This window comes from Neolewinella maritima, from assembly GCF_923081025.1.
GTDB classification, from domain to species: domain Bacteria; phylum Bacteroidota; class Bacteroidia; order Chitinophagales; family Saprospiraceae; genus Neolewinella; species Neolewinella maritima.
Genome location: NZ_CAKLPZ010000003.1, coordinates 1 through 16670, shown reverse-complemented (window position 1 = coordinate 16670; position 16670 = coordinate 1). Strand labels below are relative to the sequence as shown.

The following is a 16670-nucleotide window of genomic DNA, read 5'->3' as shown; positions in this document are numbered from 1 at the left end:
GACACGCGCGAAAGCTCCCCCTACAGTTCCGTACTCAGTACCGGCACGACCCGCACCTCCCGCTCTTCCGGCTCCTCCAGTAGCTCGACCTGCTGTACCGGGGGGATAAAGTCGGCACACCGCAGGCTTTGCTGTACTTCCTCGGGTGGCTCGGGGAAGTCCTCCTGCGGCCCCAGCACGAGTGCGGTGTCCGCCTCCACGTTCTGCAGGAAGTAGGCCCAGATCGGCAGGGCCGACCGTGCACCGTTACCCATTTGTCCGGAGCGGTATCGCACGCCCGTGTTCTCTCCGCCCACCCAGGCTCCGCCGGTCAGACCCGGCGTGCTGCCTACGTACCAGCCGTCGGCCATGTTCTGGGTAGTTCCGGTCTTGCCGATGGTGGGCGATAGCACCCCGTACTCCCAGCGCAGCCGGCTGGCCGTACCACGCTCGACGACCCGCCGTAGCATGGTCACCATCGTAGCGGCCTGCGCTTCGCTGAGTACGCGCTCTGCTTCGGACTGGTGGGTATAGATGACCTCCCCGTCGGCATTCTCGATGCGACTGATGAAGTACGGCTCGGTATAGGTACCTCCACTGGGGAAGGTAGCGTAGGCTCCGACCATCTCGAACAGGGTGCTCTCCACCGTACCCAGGGCGATACTGGGAATGGGGCGGATCTCGCCGGTGATACCGAGTTCCCGCGATAGCGCTACGACCGGCTCGGGGGTCTCTTCCATGATCATCTTCACGGCGGCTACGTTGCTGGAGTGCGTCAGGGCACCGTGCATACTGTAGGTGCCCCCGTGTACCCAGTCGGAGTTGTGCGGCGTCCAGGGTCCGTCTTCGTCGGCGTAGGTCTGTAGGCTGTTGCTGATGCGGTAGCAGGGGTCGTAGCCCTGAGCGAGGGCGGCAGCGTACACAAAGGCCTTGAAGGTGGAGCCCGTCTGCCGGCGGCTGGTCACGTGATCGTAGCGACTGAAGCCAAAGTCCGATCCCCCCACCCAGGCGCGCACGGAGCCGTCCGTATGATCTAACACCAGGAAGCCGGCCCGCAGGTAGCGCAGGGAGTGGGCTACACTATCCAGGGCGCTGTACTGCCCCACCAGTGGTTCGCCGTGCGGCACGGGCAGTTGCATGGCGCGTTTGACGTTGAAGCTATCGACCAGGGCGAGGCTATCGATGCCGGCCTGCCGACCCTGCCGCCAGCGGTCGCTGCTGCGGATGGCGCCGGCCAGGGAGGCCTGGGTCTCCCAGGGATCGCGCCGGCCCAGGTGGCGCTCGAAGTCGCGCTGTAGGATCTTCATCTGCCGCGTGACAGCCCGCTCGGCGTGGGCCTGGTAGCGCAGGTCGAGCGTGGTATAGATGCGCAGGTTGTCGGTGTACAGGTTATACGGCCGGCCGTTCGGGTGGGTCAGCTCGGCGAGGAGCTCCGCGGTCTGCTGCCGTACTTTTTGCGTGAAGTAAGGGGCTTCTACGGCCCGGGGCGGCTCGCGGTAGTAGACCATGCAGAGGGGAGCGGCCTGGGCGGCGGCAACTTGCTCGGCGCTGAGGTAGCCGGCCCGTCCCATGAGGGTCAGTACGAGGTCTGTCCGCTTGGCGTTGCGCTCCGGAGCGCGGCGGGGGTCATAACTGCTCGTGCCCTTCAGGGAAGCGACCAGACTGGCGGCCTGCCGCACGGTCAGATCGGCCGGCTCCACCTGGAAGTAGCGGCGGGAGGCGGCGGTGATGCCAAAGGTATTGCCCGGAAAGCTGACCGTATTGAGGTAGCGCTCCATGACCTCCTCCTTAGGCATAACGTCCTCAAGGCGCCGGGCCAGGATAGCTTCGCGTAGCTTATGTAGTAGCATATCGAAGCGGTAGCCGTACCCCAGTGCCGGCCGGCCGTAGGCGTTCTTGATCAATTGCTGGCTAAGCGTAGATCCCCCACCCTGGTCGTCGTTGCCCTGCAGGATGGTTTTGTAGAACACCCGTCCGTAGGCCTCCCAGTCTACCCCGCCGTGGGTGTAGAAGCGGCTGTCTTCCGTAGCCACCAAGGCCTGTACCAGGTGCTCTGGCAACTCTTCATAGGTAGTTTCCTCGCGGTCTTGTTTAAAGAAGCGGCCCAGGCTCTGCCCGTTCACGTCGTAGGCTTCACTACCGATATCATTGCGGTAGTCGAGCAGCTCCTGCCGGCTAGGCATATGCCCGAAGCCACTGTAGCTGACGGCAAGTAGCAGACCGACGACCGCCACGAAGCCTACCGTAGCCAGGCCAAGCACCGTCGCCAGCGCGTAGAAAGTCTTCGGTCGCGAGGCCCGCCAGTGGTGTAGCCGGGCCAGTGGTTGGTGAAGGTTCATAGGCAAATGTCCCCCCCAGTAACCCGTGGACCGGGGGTGTAGTTGCATGACCCAATATCAGAGCTTCGTACTACTCGACCCGCAGCCGGCGCAGCTGACCCTCGCGCCCGTCGTGCAGCTGTAGGAGGTATACGCCGGCAGACAGGTCCGTGAGGTCGACGGTGAGTTGGCTCCGCCCGGCACCGACGTCCTGCCGCCACTGCCGTAGTACCTGACCGGTGATGCCGTACAGCCGACCGGTCAGGGTGCGAGACTGCTCGGTGGTATAATCCAGGGTCACCTGCGTAGCGGCGCTCGGATTGGGATAGGGATTGCCGAGTATCGAGTGGGTGACTACGAAGTCGACCGAGACCACGTCGCTGAGGCTGAAGGTACCGTCGAAGTCGGTCTGCCGTAGCCGGTAGTAGGTAGTGCCCGCCCGGGGGGTGGGATCGGTCAGGCTGTAGTGCTGCGTCTCGGTCGTCGTGCCCTGACCAGCCACCTCACCGATAGCGGCAAAGCGGGTACCATCCGGGCTAGCTTCTACGGTGAAGCCGGCATTTTCGGTTTCGGAGCTGGTGGTCCAGCGGAGCAGCACCCCGGCATCGTCCGCCGTGGCGGTGAAGGCCAGCAACTCCACGGGGGCGGCGACCTGATTCTGTCCGGCCCAGCCGATGGACTGCATGACGGCGGCGGCGTTGCCGGGATTGCGATTGAAGGCACCCTGCCTCTGCCGGTAGTACATGACCTCCTTGGCGTCGTCGAGGTGGCTGTAGGACGAGCCCCGATTGTACACGTCCGGCGTGTACAGTTTGAACCGCTCCTCCTGATCCGTAAAGGCACCGAGCTGCTCCTGATCGAAGAACAGTCCACCTTCACGCCCCAGTAGGGCATTATCTAAGGTCTGCGACCCGGCGGGTAGCTCCACGATGGCGATCGGCGCGCTGCCCAGGGCCACCCCGCGGTCGAATACGGTGGGGATAAAGATGGGCTCCTGATCACCCATTTGTCCCTGATTGAAGCCGATAGAGCTATTGCCGGGGGAGTAGGTCGGCTTACCCGAAAAACCGAGACCATGGCCCAACTCATGTACCGCCAGCGTCGTAAAGTCGAAGGCAATGGCGGGCAGGTCGAACTCATCCTCCCCGTAGTAGAAGAACTGATCGGCGTTGAAGTAGATACTCATGTCCGTACCGCTCAGATTGCTCCCAACGAGTTGTTCGTATACGGCCTTGGGGTAGAACAAGTCCTCGTTCCCCAGGTCGGCACTGTTTGCCGGCCGGATGAAGCTGGTGCTGGCCTGGCCGAGCGTACCGTCACTGAGGTCCTTGGTGAAGCAGACGTCGATATTCAGCTGCTGCTCGGGGCGCAGTACGTCCACCCAGATGGCTACCGCGCGGTCAAAGGCGGACTGGGCACCCTCTTCGAGGTCGACGCAACGCCGGCCGTTGAGCGATTCCCCGGCCTGGAAGTAGGTGATCGCTACATCGGCGGCCTTGGTGGGTACCCCCTTGCGGAAGACGTAGGCTTCGCCCACCGGCTGCGTACCGTCGAAGGGCGCGGCGGGCAGGTCGCACAGGAGGTGATCGTGAATGATGGTGTAGTCGTCGGGGGTCTGCGCGGTGAGCGAAACAGCGAGCAGCAGCGCCGGTACGGCGAGCTGAAAACGAAGGAAAAACATGGGCGTAGGTAGTGTAAGTTCGTGAGTCTCAAAACAGTCGGTCGTAGCGCGACCGGACCACAAACTACTACTTATGCGGTAAACAGCCATACGCGTTGTACCATCATTCACCCGCTCACCGCTGCGCATTCCCGCGACCGCGCCCCTTAGTGAATGAAGCGCAGGTGGCGATCCAGTTCCGTACGCTGCGCGCGGGCTACCGGAATACTGGTGGTACCGATCACGAGGCAGTGGTCGGCCACCGCTTCTACCCAGCACAGGTTGACCAGGTAGGAGCGGTGCACCCGCAGGAGACCGGAGCCGGTGAGCTGCCGCTCCAGCGCGCCCAGGGAGATGGACAGGGTGTAGGTGGCCGACGTAGTGACCAGGCGGCAGTACGCGCGTTGGGCCTCGATGTAGTGGATATCGCGGAGGAAGACGCGCAGTAGGCGGTCGCGGTGATGGATGAAGATGCGGTCGGTGAGGCGACCGTCGAGGTAGGAAGCTGGGTGAGCTGCCTCCTCCCGGAGGGGAGACACGGTGGGGGTATTTAGTAGCTGCGTCGATATTGACCTTTGCAAGATCGACAGCGGCCCCTCCGTCGGGAAGGTTTCACGATGAACCTAGGCCGAAGTTCGGCCAACGGCTAGAGGCGGAACAGGGCGCACTGGTCCATCATGCCGTCGAAGCTCAGGTCGCTCAGCTGATCGAGCAGCTCGCCGCGGGTGGCGGCTACGGCGACGACCGAGTTATTGTACACCGCGAAGTGGCGCTCGCGTACGCCGTTGGCCTTAAGTTCCTTCTTGATGCTGCGGGCACTGAGCTTGGAGTACATCTGCATGTACACGTCGTGCAGTTCGGGAAATTTCTTGAGCACCTTTTCGATATCGTCCCGGTGCTTTTCCTGGGTAGCGGAGGTTTTCAGGTACTGCCGCAGTTGCTTCTCGGCGCGCTGGGCGGCGGGGCTGGCCTGTTGTTCCAGCATTCGGGGGTCGAGGGTTTCGGTAATTCCGCGCACGTCTTTAATCTGTTTGAATTCGTATTCGATGTCACTGCGGCTCGGGGCGTCTTCCCCCGCGTCGGTGGGTGACAGTTCGGCGATTACGATTTTGTTATCGAAGGGTTGTAGCACGGCCTCCACCAGGGCCGGCAGCTCGCCGTCCACCATCTGCTCGGGACTCTCGCACATGCCCACCACCCCGTACAGGCGGTGGTCGTCCATGAGTACGGCGTACTTCTTGTACTGCTTGACCAGGTAGAACTGCCCCTGCTTCACGGTACTGAAGTTGCGTACTTTACGGCGCTGCTTCTCGTTGAGCCCGGCACCGGACTCGCTGCTCAGAAAGCGCTCGATCAACTCAGGATTGCCGAACACGGCATCGTTGCCGGCAAAGGCCAGGAGGCGTTCGTTGAGCGTCGTAAATTCCTCGCACGCGGCGGGACTGAGGTGCATAGTCGGACGTTGAAAGTGGGCGGTGCCCCCCGTCGGCCTTCACAGCTTCCGGGGTGCTATGATCGTAAACGGATAGCTAGGCCATTTGGTTATACGCCGTAAAAGTAGCACCTAACGGACGCTATTCCTACGGTTGTCAGCCCTAAGTTTAGCCCGCCCCGCCTACCCCCGCACCACCCGCCACCGCTGTACCACTGCGCCGTAGCGCGTCCGCAGGCTATACACCCCCCGCGCCAGGCCCTCCATGGGCAGGCTAATGGTAGCGGCGTAGGGCTGTACCGTGACCACCGTAGCGTACACGCAGCGGCCGCGCTGATCGTACAGCGATAGCTGCACCTCCCCCCCGTCTGCCGTGGGAAAGTCGAGCTTCAGCACGTCCCCCACCACCGGGTTTGGATACACCGTGCCCGCGGCGTCCACTGCATAGGTCGCCGCCACCACCCGGGGGTATACCGTGCGGCTACCGTCGTAGTCGACCTGGGTGAGGCGGTAGTAGTTGATGCCGGCACCGGGCGTCGGATCCACGCTGCGGTACGACCGGGCCACCCGCGTGGTGCCCGCCCCGCCCACCCGGCTGAGCGCGGTGTACTCCCCCTGCGCCGTGCGCCGTTCGATCAGGAAGTGGTCGTTGTCCGACTCGCTGGCGGTCTCCCACTCCAGTATTACCTGCCGCTGTTCCTGCCGCCCGCTGAAGGACAGCAGGTCGACCGGCATGGCCGTGCCGGCCTCCTGTCCGCTGACCGTGAAGTTGTCCACCTGCGCCCCCCGGCGATACCCCTGCGGGGAGTAACCGCCCGCCACGCTGAACACGAAGCGGAAGATAACGGAGGCTTCCCCCTGCAGGGCGTCCAGGGGGTAGGCAAAGGACTCGCCGGGACTGCTGAACAACCAGCCCGTCTGGTCGGCAAATACGCCGGCCGCCAGGGGGCAGTCGTCCGCCGGGTCCTTGTTGTACCAGTCCGGATCGGCCGCGCTACCCAGTCGGGTCCAGCTAGCTCCCCGGTCGGTGGTGTACTGCAGTTGCATGGCATAGGGCGCATTACAGTACAGGGCCTCCATGCCCAGATCGAACTGCACGACCGGATTGGTCACCGTACGCAGGTCGAACTCTGGTCCCAGCAGCACCGACCGGCTCGTACGGCCCGCTACGTCGCCGGAGAGCTTAGTGACCCAGCTGGTGGACTGGTTGCTGAAGTAGTCCACCGGCCGGCCCTGCTCGAAGAGTACCTCCTGCCCCGGGGTGAGACTACCCACCGCGAAGTCGCCCCCCTCCATATTACCGCCATCGTCGACGGCGTAGGGGGCGGCCACCTCGGCACGTAGCAGCTGCACCAGGCCGGTACGCGTCGTACTGTGGCCGCCATCGTTCACCGTCAGGCGCACGGTGTAGTGGCCCGGTGTCGTATAGGTATGGGTGGGGTGCTGTGCGGTGGAGGTGGTACCGTCGCCGAAGTCCCAGTCCCAGCGCGTAGCCTCCAGGGAAAGGTCCGTGAAGGTCACCGGCAGCGTACCCCAGGCGAAGGTGGTGTCGGCTACGAAGTCGGCACAGCCCGCCGCGGTGTAGCGCAGCAGCAGGGTGACGGGCGGCGCGTACTCCCCTGCCCCACAGTCCGTAGCCACACTCACCCGGTAAGACCGGCAGCGCTCCCAGCCGGGCGGCTCGATCAGTCCCGGTGCGTTCGAGCTTGTGGTCTGTTCGTACAGTTGCACATCCGTCTGCGCGTCCACTACGCGGATTTGGTAGCTACCCGCCGTACCAGCTGTCCAGCTCAGCTCGAAGCCGCTGGCGGTGAGCGCGTCGATCGTCACGTCTTCCACCGGGGCGCAGGCCGGGGCGGCGCAGGCGTTCAGACAGGCCTGGCTGTCGTCCACCGTCTGATCGATCGTGGTGACCGAAGCGGCCGACCAACTGGTCGTGCGATTGATCGACGGGGCCATGATCGTACTGCTGCCGCTGGCATCGTGGGTGGCGTTGAGGTTGTGGCCGATCTCGTGGGAGGTGAGCACACGCAGCAGTTCCGGGTCGCTGGTATAATCCTGCAGCACGTGGTTGGCACCCTGACGGCACAGCAGGTCAGGGCTTCGCCAGGCCAGTCCTACGGTGCTGCCGTCGAAGTTGCGGGTCGTCCGCAGCTGGCCCATGGATACGGGCTGACTAAAGCCTCCCCCGTCGATCCAGTCCCCGAAGTCGCTCAGCAGTTCGCCGGGATCGGTGGAGGGCGTCCAGGGGTCGCAGTCCGCGCAGGTGGCGATCACCTGCTCTGCGATCTGGAAGTCGAGCGCGTCGTCGAAGTCGTCCGTGGTGTAGTCGGTCACTACGTCCAGCATCACGGTAGCGACGTGGTTGATGACGTTCTGCACGTCGCTGCCCTGGTCCTGGTACAGCTGGTAATCGGAGGCTACCCCTAGCGCGACCCGATAGCACTGCCCGGTCAGCTGCTGGGCGTTCGCCTTCCGGGTCGCCCGTTTATCGTGCGCCGCGGCTTCGTCCACGCCGCAGCGTACTTCGGGGGCGGGGGCCTGCTTCCGCGCTGCTTCCTTATACAGCACGAAGCGGTCGGGCGGGGCCGCAGGTGCGAGGGTATGCGCGGGCACCAGGTAGGTCCGCTGTCCATTGCGCAGGATCTGTCCCGACAGGTAGCTACCGGACCGTACGAAGGCTGCCCGCTGGTCGGGCCTGCCCCGCACGTGGCCGCGGTAGGTGAGCCGGCGGGGCAGCGGATGTTGCTGTTCTCCCGTGGGCGTGAGCAGGCGCACCGTGGCGGTGGGGGCATAGAGGTCTACCGGATGCAGGTCCAGCACGATATTGCCCTTGCCGTCGGGGTCGGGGATCCGCAGTACGAGGGTATCGCCTGTGGTGTCCGCTTGGTCCGCGGCGGCTTTTTCCGTACGCAGGCTGAGGGTCCGTACGCCGGGGGCAAACTGTTCGCCCAGGGTACGGCGTAGTTCGGGGGTGGAGGGGGAAGGTGTGAAGTCCAGCTGCTGCGCCGAAAGACTCAGGGGGACTCCACCGCAGAGCACGACCAATAGGCCGTAGCGGAGAGTAGATAGCACGTGTAGAAAGCTTGGGTCGGAAAGCCGACTGTCATGAGAGTCCTCCAAAGATACGCCCTCCCCCACGCACCGTGCGGGGACTAACTGTCAGTTTCCACACATAAAACCTCCTTGATCACAGTAATTTTCCCCTGCGTGTCGCGCTAGAGGCTGCTCAGGATGTCCTGCTGCCGCTGTCCGATGCTCAGCGCTTCCATCAGGGTGGCGCTCATCATGGTCTCCAGGTTGCCGAAGCTTTCGGCGTAGTCGCGCTGGCTCAGCCGGATCACCTCCTGGGCTTCTTCGCGGTTGTAGGTGTGGGTGATCTCCACCTTGGGCTCCTTACCGGGCAGTTGCTTGTAGGTGAGGAAGTAGTGCTGCAGCCGGTCGAGGATGGAGGGGGGCAGGTCCGTGATATCGTTCCAGCTGCCGTACACCTCGTCGTTTTCGAGCACGGCGATGATCTTATCGTCGGCCTCGCCGCCATCTAGCATGCGGAAGCCGCCGATGGCCTTGGCCTTTACGATGATATTACCGTGGGTGACCTCCCGCTCGGTGAGCACGCAGATGTCCAGCGGGTCGTCGTCGCCGATGATGCCCTCGCGGCCGGTCTGCTTCATGCAGAAGTCGGCCACGTGCTGCTTGCAGTAGGTCTGGGGGATAAAGCCGTACAGGGCCGGCACGATGTTGGAGAACTTCTGCGGCCGGTCGATCATCAGGTAGCCCGATTTCTTGTCCACCTCGTACTTCACCGTATCGGAGGGGATCACCTCGATGAAGGCGCTCACGATGCGCGGCGTGCGGCTACCGATATCGATACCGTGCCAGGGGTGGCTCTTGTAGCGAAGACCGATAAGTTTCCAGAGGTTGTCGTATGCGTCAGCCATAGGGGCGGGGGGTATGCGTAATTGGGGCCGCAAAGGTACGTCTATCGCGGGGGTGTTCCTAGGCTAACGCAGGAAGTAGGTAGTGAGGTGTGCGGGTGGGACTATGCCGCCTGGGCACGGAAGTGGTCGGCCCATCGCCGGAGCGGAGGATTTCAGAAATCGCGTGTTCGTACAGCTTTAACGCCGCGCGGGACTTAACTTAGTCAGCACCTAGCCCAGTCACCGTGTATCGCATCCTTGTGCCGTACTTGCTCCTTTCGTTATTGCTGATCGGCTGCACGGCGGATCCGGTGGACACACCAGTGGACGTACCGGCACCTACAACGGTCGTTACGCCCCTGACGGCCGACGAGCTGGCCCTGCGCGATTCGCTGGACGGGGTTTGGGACGACTACCGTGCCCTCCGGCTAGACCGCGCATTCCTGCGTGCGCGCCGACTACCCCACCTGCTCACTGACCGGATCGCTGCGGAGCTGCGGGCTGAAGCGTACCAGGCCCTGGCGATCCTTCACTTCGACCATATGGTATACGTCGATTCGGTGGCCCACTATACGGAGCGGGCGCGGCCGCTGGTGCGATACGATGCCCCGGCCAAGCTGCGGGCACGGCAACTGCTCTGCGCGGCCTACACGAGCTTCGATACCTGGACCTGGCTGGAAATGCAGCTCCACGCGCAGCTCGGTCGGCGGTTGCTGGAGCGGGCACACCGCACCACCTCGCTGCTGTACGCGCAGTTGTCGATCATCGAGGCACGGGGGGCGAAGCAATTTGCTGACCGGGCTACGCCCCTGCAAAGACAGCAGGCACTGTGGGCGCGCAGCGATACCCTGTTCGAGCGGGCAGCAGGTGTACTGGCCGCACTGGATTCCCCCTGGGAAGGGCACGCACGGGAGCACCAGATCATTCTGCTCTCCCGGCAGCCGCAGCACGACCCGCGGATCGAGCAGCTACTGGCTACGCTACCGGAGCGGGGCCGGCCGGGTGGACCTACCGATGCGCCGGCTTACCTGGGCTACCGTGACCACGCCGCCCACTACTGGCACCACCGGCGGGGACGGCGGGATAGCGCACGGGCATCCGCCGAGCGCCTTTTGGCTGCAGGACCCTACTTCGCCAATAAGCGCGTACAGGGTGCGCGCTACCTACTCAAGGAATACAGTCAGGACGACGGGCGGTACGCTCGGGCCGTGGATTATATGCTGGGGGATTTGGTGGATCAGGGTTGCTGTCCGCCGGATGCCGACCCAACGGATGAGGCAGCGTTATTTCGCTGCAATCGGCGGGCCAACTGCATGTACTTCATCAGTGCACTGGCAAGTACCTACCAGCAGTGGGGCCACCATGAGGCGAACGAAGCGCAGCTGGAACGGGCCTTCCGCTACACCCAGGCTGCCCTGGCCAACTACGAGCGCACCCTGCTGCACCAGAGCGAGGAAGCCGTACTCAACCGTACCCTCGTGCTGGGCGACCGGCTGATCACCGCCGCCCTGGCATCCGCCCACGAGCGGCTCCGCACCTCCACCGGCGACGCCCGGTACTACAACGCTCTGCTCAACGCCATGGAGCTGGGCAAGACCGTGCTCTACACCCGCGAGCTCGCCGCCGTACACGCTACCCTCGCCGTGGAGACCGTAGACCCGGAGCGGGTACGACTGCGGCAGATCGAGGCGGAGATGAAACTACTCAAGGGCGCCTTTGCCGCCCGGCTTACCCTCCCGTATGATCAACTGCTTCGCTTCGATCGGCTGTACCGGGAGTCGCTGCTGCTGGCCGAGCGGCTCGATCTGACCGCTTCCCCGACGGAGCCTAGCCCGCAGGCGGCAGCCACCGCCCCTACCCTAGCGCAGATCCGCGGAGAGCTCACTGCCGATCAGGCCCTGATCGAATACGCCGAGACGGAGCACACGCTCTATGCCCTGTACGTAGACCGCGATACCGTGCTCGCCCACGCCCAGCCCCGCGAGCCGGTCGCCGAGCGGGTGGACGCGCTCACGGACATTTTGAGTGGAGGCATGCCAGCGAGTACCGTGGCCTATACCGCTTCGGCCCACGAGCTGTACGGGGAGCTACTGGGCTTTGCCGCCGGTCAGTTGGCGCGGCGCAGGGAGTTGCTGGTCATTCCTACGGCCTCGCTGACCAGTCTGCCGTTCGTAGCCCTGCTGCGCAGCGCGGACACGATCGGCGGACTACCAGCCTACCTCATCCGCAGCCACCGCATCCGCTACCTGGACAGCTGGCGTAGCGAGCAGCAGCGCCACCGGCTGCGCGAGCGGCTGCTGCGCCGCAGCGCCCCTACCGTCGGAGCCTGGACCCATCCCGACCTGACGGCCTACCTCGGTCCGCTCGCCGAGTCCGTACTAGCCCGGGTAGCGGGCGGCACCCACTACCGGCGGTCGGCCTGCACCTCCGCTACCCTACTGGCCGATATGGACCGCTACGACTGGCTCCACCTCTCGGTACACGCCGCGGGCGACCCCACCCGCCTCAACGAGAACTACCTCTACCTCAATAGTACTGACAGTCTCAACGGGGTATACATCGGCCGCGCGGTACTGCGGGCGCAGCTCGTGGTGCTGGCCGCCTGCTCCACCGCCCGCGGCTACCGCAACCGCCGCGAGGGCACCTACAGTCTGCGCCGCAGCTTCCACCGCGCCGGCGTACCGGACGTAGTGGCCTCGCTCTACGACATCCCGGCCGCGGCTACGGCGGGGATCCTCGACCTATTCTACGCCGAGCTACTCGCCGGTGCCGCCCCCGTGGAGGCGCTCACGGCGGCGCAGCGGCGGTGTGCGCGGGGGGAGCTTAGTGCGCGCTGGGCGTGGCCTGGGTTTTGGGCGGGGTTGGTGGTGGGGTGAGGGGGTCGACATTAACCCTATTATCAATAACTACCTATCCAAATATTGGGTCCGTCCAAGTAAACTGGATTTAAGAGCACAAAACATTTAGACAGATTTGCGTTAATGCCCTCTATGGTTTCACCTTTAAGGAGTGGTATCCAGATGACCGTCCGGTTTGGTGTGGTAACAGCTAGCATGACCACAGATTTACTCGGCCAGCTATAGGTCAAACGCAATGCCTGTCTTAACTGGGTATATTCAATACCCGAAGTGGCATCCTCCCAGTCCCACTCAGTAATAAAGTAGCTGTCCTTGTCCCCTCCGGTCGGGCGCAGTGGGTAGGCACAGGGGTTATCCACTCCGTGCTCACCAAGAAGCCCCGGCATCCTATCCGCGCAGAAATCCGTGATTGTCACATCGTTATTTGAAGTCCAGGTACGACGCTTAGTAGTAAGTTGGTCGAGTAAAAATACAAGACCGGAATTATCTCCCACTGGCAAGTTTATGATCGGCGGTTGCTTACTGGTATCAACCGATGCTACATCGGTGAAGTCCTTCACCCGTTTCATCTTGTCTGGTAGCGCTAGCAAAGTAAGCTGACAATATTTTGTTCTTAGTCTACCAACATCCCGATTTCTATCCTGCAATGACGGTGCCTGCTTGCCTACGGCAAGTAATTCTACGCAGGGTACCCCAGCCATGGACAACACCTCGAAAGATTCAGTATCTACCGGTAGGCTATGATTCTTTCTACCTATCTTCTTAAGTTTTAGTTTTTCGCGTTTTTGCTTAGGCATGATTTATGGGTGGTTAGAGAGTAAGCTATATGCCAAGCAGTAACTTGGCTGTCTACTCACTATACCTAAAGTTTTTAATAAGTAACCCCGCGGCCCAGGTAAAATTTACAGTCCTAAGACTCCACTGCAGAGGTTCGTTCATCCAGTAGCAGCTATCAAATTTTCTTCTTCCCCCTCGCGAGAGTATGCTCCGCGGACTAGTGTGGGCTGAGTAGCCAGTTGAGTACATGGCGGAAGAAGAATACTGGAAGCTTATCGTAAAATAAATGAATGATAATCTAGAGTTGCAAAATGAAGACGAACGTGCGCAAGTGGAGTACGCGGCAAACTGCCTACATTTAATCCTACGTATAGTATCGCCCTAGCGCACCGCCCCAGATGAATCAAACCCCCGAGCAAGTCGCCCGAGACCGCATCGACCGCCTACTGCGGCAATCCGGCTGGGTGGTACAAGACAAGAACGCCGTAGACCTATACGCCAATACCGGCGTAGCCGTACGCGAGTTTCAGACGCAGGAGGGGCCGGCCGATTACGTGCTGTTCGTGCAGCAAACTCCGATGGGAGTCATCGAAGCGAAGCGCGAAGAGGCCGGCATGAACATCACCGTCGTAGAGGAGCAGAGCCTGCGCTACCTCACCGCCGGGATGAAATTCGTTAATACCGATCGCCTCTGTTTCGCTTACGAGAGTACCGGCGAGATCACCCGCTTCACCGACTTTCGCGATCCCCTACCCCGGAGCAGGGAAGTTTTTAGTTTCCACCGCCCGGAAACCTTGCTCGACTGGGCGTCTAGTATTCCTCCGCTCCGCGCCCGACTGAAGCGCAATATGCCCGCGCTGCCGGAGCAGGGACTGCGTCCCGCCCAGATCGAAGCGATCAATAATCTGGAGGTTTCCTTCGCCGATAACCGCCCGCGCGCGCTGATCCAAATGGCGACGGGGGCCGGAAAGACCTTTACCGCCTGCACCTTCGTATACCGCCTGCTGAAGTTCACCAAGGCCAAGCGGGTGCTTTTCCTGGTCGATACCCGTAACCTGGGCGAGCAGGCCGAGCAGGCCTTTCTGAGTTACCAGCCGCGCGACGATAACCGCAAGTTCAGTGAGCTGTACAACGTACAGCGCCTGAGCAGTAGTTACGTGGCCGGGGATAGTCAGGTGGTCATCTCCACCATCCAACGACTGTACGCGACGCTGAAGGGGGAAGAGATCGACGAGACGGCCGAGGAGGAAGTAGACGACGCAGCCTGGCAGAAACGCCCGCCGCTGCCCGTCGTGTACAACGAACGCAACCCCATCGAGCAGTTCGACTTCGTCGTAATCGACGAGTGCCACCGCAGCATCTATAACCTGTGGCGGCAGGTGCTCGACTACTATGACGCCTTCCTCATCGGCCTCACCGCCACCCCCGACAGCCGCACTTTCGGCTTTTTCAATAAGAACGTGGTGAGCGAATACACTTACGAGCAGTCGGTAGCCGATGGCGTGAACGTACCCTACGACGTGTACTCCATCGAAACGCGCATCACTAAGTCGGGCGGCCTGATACCTAAGTCAGAGCAGCGCATCGAGCAGCGCGAAAAACTCAGCCGCCGTAAACGCTGGGAAGAGATCGACGAGGATGTAGCCTACGAGGGTCGCCAGCTCGACCGCGACGTGGTGAGTCCGGACCAGATCAGGACCATCATTCGGGAATTTAAGGAGGTACTGCGTAAGCTATTCCCCGACCGCTACCACGCCGACGGTAGTTTCGAGGTGCCCAAAACGCTGGTGTTCGCCAAGAGCGACAGCCACGCCGACGACATCATCCAGTGCATCCGCGAGGAGTTTGCGCAGGGCAACGAGTTCTGTAAGAAGGTGACGTATAAGTCGGAGGAGGACCCGAAGAGCGTCCTCAACCAGTTCCGCAACAGTTGGGCGCCGCGCATCGCCGTGACCGTAGACATGATCGCCACCGGCACCGACGTGAAGCCGCTGGAGGTACTGCTGTTCCTACGCGACGTCAAGAGTAGCAACTACTTCGAGCAGATGAAGGGCCGGGGCACCCGCACGATCGACTTCGACGCCCTGCGGGAGGTCAGCGGTACGGCCAAACACGCCAAGACCCACTTCGTGATCGTCGACGCCGTGGGGACCACCGAGAGCAAGAAGACCGTGAGCCGTCCGCTGGAACGCAAGCCCGGCGTACCCATGAAGGACCTTCTTAATGCCGTCAAAATGGGCGTGCGCGACGAGGAGCTGTTCAGCAGCCTGGCCAACCGGCTCATCCGACTGGAAAAACAGATCACCCCCGACGAGCGCGCGCAGTACGAGCAACTGGCGGGCGGGCGCACCATCAAGCAAAGCGTCAAAAAGCTACTCGACGCCTACGATCCGGACGTGATAGATGCGGCGCGGACGCAGGTGCAGGCCGAACTTGTGGGGGCTGCGCCCGCAGACCTCCAACGCGCGACCGAGCAAGCCCTCGAAGACCTCACCCGAGAGGCCGCGCGGGTATTCAACGGGGCACTGTGCGAATACGTCGAGAACGTACGCAAGGTGCACGCGCAGACCATCGACCATGTCAGCGTAGACGAAGTGCTGCGTAGCGAGGCGGCCGGCTTCAGCCGGGAGCGGAGTAAGGAAGTAGTAAAGGACTTCGCCGCCTGGCTAACCGACCACGCCGAAGAGATCACCGCCCTGGACATCTACTTTCGCCAACCCCACCGGCGGCGGGAGGTCACCTTCGCCATGGTCAAGAGCCTGCTGGCGACCCTGAAGGCCGACCGGCCCAACCTGGCCCCGCCTTACGTATGGGAAGCCTACGCTAAACTAGACGAGGCGAAGGGCGATAAGCCGGAGAGCGAGTTGGTGGCCCTGGTAAGCCTGCTCCGCCACGTATCCGGCACGGACGAGCGACTCACCGCCTACCCCGGCCAGGTAGACCGCAACTTTCAACGCTGGATTTTTGCTCGTAATAACGATACCGGTCTGCCCAAATTCACCGACGTGCAGCTGGACTGGCTCCGCATGATTCGCGACCACGTCAAGCAGAGCTTTCACCTAGAGGTGGATGATCTCGACTTCTCCCCCTTCGACAAGCGCGGGGGGCGTGGGGGGATGTACCGGGCCTTTGGCAAGGAGATGGAGGGGGTTATTTTGGAACTGAATGAAATATTGGTAGCGTGATGGTGGAAATTGGTGATAAAAAAAAGCTCAAGTCTGTCTGGCCATTTTATTCCTTAGGAGACATCTTCACTTTTAAAGGTGGCGGAACTCCTAGCAAAAGAATAGTAGAATATTGGGAGGGGAATATACCTTGGGCCTCAATCAAAGACATAAAGGGCGAAACTCTAGAATCTACAATTGATCACATCTCTCAGAAGGGGGTCGAAAATAGCTCTACTAGTATAGCAGATGCAGGCAGCCTAATTTTAGCTACTCGCATATCTCCGGGCCGGCCGATCATCACAAACATTCGGACTGCCATCAATCAAGACCTAAAAATTGCCATACCGAAGGTAGATGCAGATATTCAATTTCTCTTCTACCTCCTAAAATCTATCGAAGATAAGGTAATTAAAATATCGAGTGGCACCACCGTGTTCACGGCCATTAAGCTAAGCATTTGACGGCATTAGTCTGCTGCCGAACTTAGGAGCATGACCCGCGCCCTGACTCGCTTTCTGACTCTTCTGCGCAGCTTCCCTGACCTCACCACGGAGGCCCA

Annotated in this window: 10 protein-coding genes; 3 read left to right on the top strand and 7 right to left on the bottom strand. The window is 61.9% G+C overall.

Features of this window, described 5'->3' with window-relative positions; all coding sequences use genetic code 11:
* Positions 1 to 20: 20 nt before the first annotated feature.
* The 6 genes from MJQ68_RS11745 to MJQ68_RS11720 all read right to left on the bottom strand — a co-directional run bounded on the left by MJQ68_RS11745 (position 21) and on the right by MJQ68_RS11720 (position 9330).
* Entirely contained in the window at positions 21 to 2318 is a 2298-nt protein-coding gene (locus MJQ68_RS11745; RefSeq protein ID WP_238751308.1) for a transglycosylase domain-containing protein, read from the bottom strand.
* A 70-nt stretch (positions 2319 to 2388) separates the two neighbouring features.
* Complete coding sequence (locus tag MJQ68_RS11740; protein WP_238751307.1) at positions 2389 to 3978, bottom strand: T9SS type A sorting domain-containing protein; 1590 nt, start codon at positions 3976 to 3978, stop codon at positions 2389 to 2391.
* A 146-nt stretch (positions 3979 to 4124) separates the two neighbouring features.
* Positions 4125 to 4496, bottom strand: a complete 372-nt coding sequence (locus MJQ68_RS11735; RefSeq protein WP_238751306.1) for a LytR/AlgR family response regulator transcription factor — start codon at positions 4494 to 4496, stop codon at positions 4125 to 4127.
* A 107-nt stretch (positions 4497 to 4603) separates the two neighbouring features.
* Positions 4604 to 5410, bottom strand: a complete 807-nt coding sequence (locus tag MJQ68_RS11730) for a hypothetical protein (protein WP_238751305.1) — start codon at positions 5408 to 5410, stop codon at positions 4604 to 4606.
* Between the two features lie 162 nt (positions 5411 to 5572).
* On the bottom strand, positions 5573 to 8464 hold the full coding sequence (locus tag MJQ68_RS11725; protein WP_238751304.1) for a PKD domain-containing protein: 2892 nt from the start codon (positions 8462 to 8464) through the stop codon (positions 5573 to 5575).
* Positions 8465 to 8607: 143 nt separating this feature from the next.
* On the bottom strand, positions 8608 to 9330 hold the full coding sequence (locus tag MJQ68_RS11720; protein WP_238751303.1) for an inorganic pyrophosphatase: 723 nt from the start codon (positions 9328 to 9330) through the stop codon (positions 8608 to 8610).
* Between the two features lie 224 nt (positions 9331 to 9554).
* Here MJQ68_RS11720 and MJQ68_RS11715 point away from each other — a divergent pair, with 224 nt between their 5' ends.
* On the top strand, positions 9555 to 12185 hold the full coding sequence (locus MJQ68_RS11715; protein WP_238751302.1) for a CHAT domain-containing protein: 2631 nt from the start codon (positions 9555 to 9557) through the stop codon (positions 12183 to 12185).
* Between the two features lie 23 nt (positions 12186 to 12208).
* Here MJQ68_RS11715 and MJQ68_RS11710 read toward each other — a convergent pair whose 3' ends face one another.
* A complete protein-coding gene (locus tag MJQ68_RS11710; RefSeq protein ID WP_238751301.1) occupies positions 12209 to 12964 on the bottom strand; it encodes a hypothetical protein in 756 nt (251 codons plus the stop codon).
* Between the two features lie 378 nt (positions 12965 to 13342).
* Between MJQ68_RS11710 and MJQ68_RS11705 the strand changes: the two genes are divergently transcribed.
* Entirely contained in the window at positions 13343 to 16129 is a 2787-nt protein-coding gene (locus tag MJQ68_RS11705) for a type I restriction endonuclease subunit R (RefSeq protein ID WP_238751300.1), read from the top strand.
* On the top strand, positions 16129 to 16572 hold the full coding sequence (locus tag MJQ68_RS11700) for a restriction endonuclease subunit S (RefSeq protein WP_238751796.1): 444 nt from the start codon (positions 16129 to 16131) through the stop codon (positions 16570 to 16572). The genes MJQ68_RS11705 and MJQ68_RS11700 overlap by 1 nt, the downstream gene beginning before the upstream one ends.
* Positions 16573 to 16670: the final 98 nt, after the last annotated feature.

Excerpts from the sequence above, each read along its gene's own strand:
- MJQ68_RS11730 (WP_238751305.1), bottom strand. The coding sequence starts at position 5,410 with ATGCACCTCAGTCCCGCCGCGTGCGAGGAATTTACGACGCTCAACGAA.
- MJQ68_RS11710 (WP_238751301.1), bottom strand. The coding sequence starts at position 12,964 with ATGCCTAAGCAAAAACGCGAAAAACTAAAACTTAAGAAGATAGGTAGA.
- MJQ68_RS11745 (WP_238751308.1), bottom strand. The coding sequence starts at position 2,318 with ATGAACCTTCACCAACCACTGGCCCGGCTACACCACTGGCGGGCCTCG.
- MJQ68_RS11705 (WP_238751300.1), top strand. The coding sequence starts at position 13,343 with ATGAATCAAACCCCCGAGCAAGTCGCCCGAGACCGCATCGACCGCCTA.
- MJQ68_RS11700 (WP_238751796.1), top strand. The coding sequence starts at position 16,129 with ATGGTGGAAATTGGTGATAAAAAAAAGCTCAAGTCTGTCTGGCCATTT.
- MJQ68_RS11720 (WP_238751303.1), bottom strand. The coding sequence starts at position 9,330 with ATGGCTGACGCATACGACAACCTCTGGAAACTTATCGGTCTTCGCTAC.
- MJQ68_RS11740 (WP_238751307.1), bottom strand. The coding sequence starts at position 3,978 with ATGTTTTTCCTTCGTTTTCAGCTCGCCGTACCGGCGCTGCTGCTCGCT.